Raw genomic sequence first — 5,371 nt, 5'->3', positions numbered from 1 at the left:
GTGCACAGCACTATGGAATAACAAGCCGATCGTGCACACGGGTACGGACACGCCGGGCGATCAAACTTCTGTGCACACTGCCTCGAACGTGCAGGTCACCTGTGCAGACGACTTCGGACATTCACACTCGGTGCGCCGTCTCATAAATGATCGTTTCCGGCCACCGCCGGGCGGGCACAGAACCGCGGAAGAGGGCGCGCACACATAGGGCGATCGGACCCTCTGCAGCGCACCTCATTACGCTTACACTGGGAGTTCGCTGCCCCCCTGCGAACCAAAGGCACAGCCGATGACGCCTACTCTGGTGCCTCGCCACCTGTGACGGCCTTGACGATCAGCGGCAGGTACCGACGCACCTGGTCGCGGTCACTCTCCTGCTCCTCCTCAGATAAATCTGCGTACGGAGTGGCTATCTGCGTGGACCAACGCTCGACCAGATCCCGCGGAATGACCAGGGAGCCATCCTCAGCGAGGAGGCACTGCTCGTGCACGTATCGCTGCCAATGCGCCCAGCGCTCGTGCTCGACAGCGGCGAGGCGTTCGAGAAGGGCATCGGACTCAAGAATGGCACGGATGCTAGAACGTGAAGTCATCAGAGGAGTCGCTCCTTCGCGAGGCGCCAGTAGTGTCGGCCCAGCGCCGTAAGCTCACATCCCTTGCTCTCCATCGCTGCATCCCACATGTGGGGACGGCTGGCGCCTACTGGGCGGACCAATCCGACCGACTGGAGCCGCTGGAGGAGTCCGAACCGAGTGGTGTTGATCGGATCCGGCGGTGGCACAGACCCGTCTTCGGCCCCTGTCCGTAGGGGCTCGTAGCTGGGGTCGAGTGGAAACTGTGCGTCAGGTGCCGCGAACAACACCGCGAGCTGTTGGAGGTCTGCAAGTTGGACCGCCGCCGTAGCGGTGCGAAGAGAAACAAACTTCTTTACGTTCGTCTTGAAAACGGGGCGCTGCTTCCAAGGGCCGAGTGACTGGTCTATGTGGGCATACACGCTGCCTGGGGTGACTGCCCCCAGAAGGTTCGCCGCACCACCTTCGAGGGCGTCGACCAACAGGTCCGTGAAGACACCAGATCCCCCGGACTCCATGGCGTACTGCTCGGCGGTCGACGCCGTCAGGATCGTCATGCCGTCCGAGACCAGGGCGACGTCGTGGCTGGCGGTACTTCCGGCCACGCCACTGTGGCAACTGTCGAGGATGATGACCTTGTTCTGCGCCTTGGAGCGGTCTGCCGCAGCAATCAGCTCCGCGAGCGAGAGCCCGTCATCGCCGTCCCGACAGTCACTTGCGCACAAGAATCCGCCCCCAGTGTCCTCGATGTAGCCGTGGCCAGAGAAATAGAACAGCGCGATCTCGGCCTCACCAGCAAATAGGTCGAGAACGGCGTCCTTAAGTTCACGGCGAGAGACGGCACTACTGGGATCGACAGCCGCGAGCAACTGCGGCGTGACAAAGTTAACGGAGCCATCTGCGTTGCGCTCTAGCACGTCTCGGACATTGGTGGCGTCGTTGACCGCTCCATTAAGACAGTTGATGTGCTCGTAGTGGTCAATACCAACGACGAGAGCCTTCCTCATCTCGACGCGCTCACAGAGAGTCGATGAAGTCGCTGATGTTCTTGTCGCTCCACACGTACGTGCTTACCCCCGCCAAGTCGGTGCGGTCGTCGGAGTACGCCCAGATGCCGCGTATGGGTCGTCCCTCCTCTTTGGCACACTCGATTTCCCATTTCTGACCTGACGAGGACAGTGAGTTCTTACTAACAAGGACAATGACCCCGTGAGAGCGGCGAATTCGCGTGCGCACCTTCTCTTTCCATCCAGAGTCGTAGGGCTCCTTCACCGACATGTCGATGAATTCATAGGGCGCGCGCGGACTGAGGGACTGGCCCTTTAGCAAGTCGCGTTGACGCTCGTCCTCGATCGCAAACGCGATAAAAATCGTCTTAGTGTCTGCCATGACGGCCCTCCATGTGTGGTCGTGCGGCTTGCGCCCGTCGCGGACCCTGTGTTCCAGGTCACTGTCAAGGAGTCTACTGACCGGCACCGACATAGAGGCTTGTAGCGCTCCCGTGCGATCCTCATCGACGAAGCCATACAGATAGGAGGTGTATCCAGTGGCTGACCACCTCAGCAAGGAGGGCAGGGCACGAAACATGGCAGCGATACGAGGGAAGGACACCAAACCTGAGCTCGCCCTGCGGGCAGCCCTCCGACACGCCGGAGTTTCCGGGTATCGGCTGCATCGCAAAGACCTTCCGGGGTCCCCGGACGTGGCGTTCATGCGGTGGAAGGTGGCGGTCTTCGTCGACGGGGTGTTCTGGCATGGTCATCCTGACCACTGGAGCCCCGAGCGAGCCGCATCTGAATACTGGCGGGAGAAGATCGAGCGCAACATTCGCCGTGACCGCGAAGCCGACAAGGCCTTGTCGGAGCGGGGCTGGCGCGTTATCAGGGTGTGGGACACAGAGGTCCGGGACGATCTACCGGGGTGCACAGCCAAGGTGTTGGCTGCGCTGCGTGAAGCTGGCAGGCCACTGAACGCCGACGTCCACCCCCGTCCGCCTAGCTAGACGGCTAGGTCAAGAGGCAGGTCGCTGATGTCGCGCAGGCGCTTGCCGCTGATCAAGATGTTGAGCATCGATACCGCCTCGTCGTTGTCGCTGGCCAATACAGCTCTCGTCAGTTCGGGTAGGGCGAAGTGGTAGACGGTGTCGAGGTCTCCGGTGCCGAGAGCGAGCGAGGCAAGCCGGGATGGGGTGGGTTCGGCCGTAACGACCACGATGTGGGGGGTCCGGCCCTTGCGGTTTCGGATCATGTTCAGCGCTTCCGAACGGGCGTTTTGGGCTCTGTCGGACCGTAGCGTCCATTTGCACGACACGATGGCGTGGACGATTGCCCGCTCCTGATTTGCCTTCCGGATGACAGCAAGGCCTGCAGTGTCGTCGTCGACGATGGGGCCGTTCCGGTTGATCACGTCATCGGGCTCGGGCTCACGCAGGATGAGCACATCTGGACTGATCTCGTAGGAGTTTCCGAGTACCGAAGCGAGCATCGGGTTGTGCCGGATGGCCGAGGCGAGGTCGTCGAGGTGCGTGTATGGCTCGTAGCGGGCGATCTGGTACTCAGCTCGTGAGCCGCCCACGTTCTCGATCCTCCAGTTGCCCGGGCGGATCGTCCCGAGTCGGGGGAACGTGCTGCCGAGGAACTCCTGCACGGCCTGTTCGAACAGCTTCCCTGCCCGTTGTCCGTCTAGCTTCCTGGCTACTTCTAGTGCGCCCAACTCGTGCGCCATCCGCAGCGCGATCGACATGCTGGTCTTCTGGTTGCTGTCGGCATTGGACGCCACGCCGTCCGTTGAGAGGGACAGGGTGCTGTCAGCAACAAGCCGCTGGTGGAAGGCCCGTCGGGCAGCGCTGAGCAGCGCCGTCACGCGACGACCTGGAGGCCGCTCTTCGCGCCGAGCAGAGTGGTCTTGATCTGCTCTCCAACAGCTCTAGCGACCGGCGGCGGGAAGGCATTGCCGACCTGCCGGTAGGCGTTGGTCTTCCGGCCCGTGATCTCCCAATCATCGGGGAACCCCTGGATGCGTGCAGCCATCCTGACGGTGAGCCGTGGCATGCCCTTGAAACCGGGCTCCGGTGCTTCCTCGGCAAGGGTCTTGCCGTTGACGCCGAGGGCTTCCCATGCGCGGCGGGCGCGGGTGGGGCCAAGGTCGGGCCCGCCGTGCTTCTTCGAGCCGCCAACGAGGGTCGGCGCGATGGTGTTGGCTCGCGCTGCCCACTCCTCGGCTCCTTCCCAGCCATTAGCGGCCATGAGGTCTCCCAGCGCCTCGCCAACGGTAGGGGCAGGGTCACTGCTGGGTGTTGGCCACTCGAACGGGCGCCCGACGTCCTCGCGGATCGCCACGAATACGACACGTGGGCGGAGCTGCGGGACTCCGAAGTCTGAGGCGTTGAGAAGGTGCCAGTCGGGCCTGTAACCGAGGTCCTTAAGCTGCTGCTCCACCTCGGAACGGTAGGTCTGAAACACCAGGTCCAGAAGACCCCTGACGTTCTCGAGCATCACCGCCTTGGGCCGCAGCGCGTCCACCAGCTCGATGGCACGTGGGAACAGGTCCCGCTCGTCGCTGGCTCCGAGTTGCCGTCCTGCCTTCGAGAACGGGGGGCACGGCACCCCGCCAGCGAGCAGGTCCACACCTTCGTAGCCAGCCGGATCCCACGTCAGGAGGTCCTGCTCGATGACGTTCCATTCCGGCCTGTTAGCCCGCAAGGTGTTACACGCGTGGTGATCGAGCTCGACTGCAGCCAGGTGCTTGAACCCGGCCTGCTCGAGGCCGAGGGCCTGGCCACCGGCTCCGGTGCAAATTTCGACAGACGTCAGCAATGGTGTTCCTCCTGGCTCGGGCCTGAGCCTATCCGGGCGTCGGTGGGCGATCTGGTAGGCCGGGCCGTGCGGCGTCGGCATGATGTCCCTGTGTCAAGCCTTCCTCCTCCCTCTGACAGTGCGATTGCTCCCGATGGAAGACCCTGGTGGAAGCCGCGGACTTGGCCAGGGCGGAATCACGTGATGGGAGGTCAGCACCGGGCTGCTGCCTACCTCTGGTTCCAGAAGGATCTGGGGGATTCCTTCAGCATGCGCGAGCTTCGTGAGGCACTCGGAGAGGGGATGCAGCCCGAGGACGCCGAACACCTCAACCGGCGGCTACGTCAGCTCCGCAAGCACGGCTGGCGGTTCGACTCGTACAAGGATCGTCAGGGTCAGCCCACGGACTCCTACCTTCTGGTCGAGAAGGGCGCGCGTACGTGGCTCGGCGAGCGGCGGCAACCGGATGGGGTCTCTGCCGGAGTGCGGCGTCAGGTACTCGATCGCGACGGCAACCGCTGTGTCGTCTGTGGGGTTGGCGCAGGCGAGCCGTATCCAGAGGATCCGGACTCGTATGCCCGGATGACCATCGGCCACCGCCAGGCAGGTGCTCGTCTGGCTGACGCTGGACCCGACAACCTGCAGACGGAATGCGCCCGGTGCAATGAACCCTCTGGAGATGTAATCCCAGATCCTGAGACATCGGCCGCGGTGATGGCTTCTGTACGTCGCCTCGGCGCCAAGGACCGGAGCGCCCTACTTTCGTGGCTTGAGACCGGACGTCGGCAAAGGTCTCCGCTCGACCTCGTTTATGACAGGGTGCGCAGGCTCAGCGAGTCGGAACGGGCGGCGGTCGCTGAGCGGCTACGGGAGGGGCTCTAGGGCGTGTCTCCCATATGTTGAGTGAGGCTCGCGGCAGTCTGGTCGGGTGAGGTCGACGGGTTCGCGGTATCGGGTGTTCACGGATGAGCAGTGGGAGCGGATCGAGCCGCTGCTTCCCTCGAA

General features: G+C 63.3%; 6 protein-coding genes. 1 reads left to right on the top strand and 5 read right to left on the bottom strand.

Features of this window, described 5'->3' with window-relative positions:
- Positions 1–296 precede the first annotated feature (296 nt).
- Genes ABD774_RS21130 through ABD774_RS21120 form a run of 3 tightly spaced genes read right to left on the bottom strand, consistent with a single transcriptional unit; the run spans position 297 to position 1,961 of the window.
- Positions 297–593, bottom strand: coding sequence for a hypothetical protein (locus ABD774_RS21130; protein ID WP_345045647.1), 297 nt, complete (start codon positions 591–593; stop codon positions 297–299).
- Complete coding sequence (locus ABD774_RS21125) at positions 593–1,579, bottom strand: caspase family protein (protein ID WP_345045644.1); 987 nt, start codon at positions 1,577–1,579, stop codon at positions 593–595. The genes ABD774_RS21130 and ABD774_RS21125 overlap by 1 nt, the downstream gene beginning before the upstream one ends.
- Positions 1,580–1,589: 10 nt before the next feature.
- Complete coding sequence (locus tag ABD774_RS21120; RefSeq protein ID WP_345045642.1) at positions 1,590–1,961, bottom strand: TIR domain-containing protein; 372 nt, start codon at positions 1,959–1,961, stop codon at positions 1,590–1,592.
- Between the two features lie 157 nt (positions 1,962–2,118).
- Between ABD774_RS21120 and ABD774_RS21115 the strand changes: the two genes are divergently transcribed.
- Positions 2,119–2,574 (top strand): very short patch repair endonuclease, encoded by a 456-nt coding sequence (locus ABD774_RS21115; protein ID WP_345045639.1) that lies wholly within the window; start codon positions 2,119–2,121, stop codon positions 2,572–2,574.
- Here ABD774_RS21115 and ABD774_RS21110 read toward each other — a convergent pair.
- The gene (locus ABD774_RS21110; RefSeq protein ID WP_345045636.1) at positions 2,571–3,434 is read right to left on the bottom strand and encodes an NgoMIV family type II restriction endonuclease; all 864 of its coding nucleotides are present in this window, start codon (positions 3,432–3,434) and stop codon (positions 2,571–2,573) included. The genes ABD774_RS21115 and ABD774_RS21110 overlap by 4 nt on opposite strands.
- The gene (locus ABD774_RS21105; RefSeq protein WP_345045634.1) at positions 3,431–4,387 is read right to left on the bottom strand and encodes a DNA cytosine methyltransferase; all 957 of its coding nucleotides are present in this window, start codon (positions 4,385–4,387) and stop codon (positions 3,431–3,433) included. Before ABD774_RS21105 ends, ABD774_RS21110 begins: the two co-directional genes overlap by 4 nt.
- Between the last annotated feature and the right edge of the window lie 984 nt (positions 4,388–5,371).

Source organism: Georgenia daeguensis, from assembly GCF_039537705.1.
Classification (GTDB): Bacteria; Actinomycetota; Actinomycetes; order Actinomycetales; family Actinomycetaceae; genus Georgenia; species Georgenia daeguensis.
Note: the sequence above shows the minus strand (reverse complement) of the source record. Positions and strands in the feature narration are given on the sequence as shown.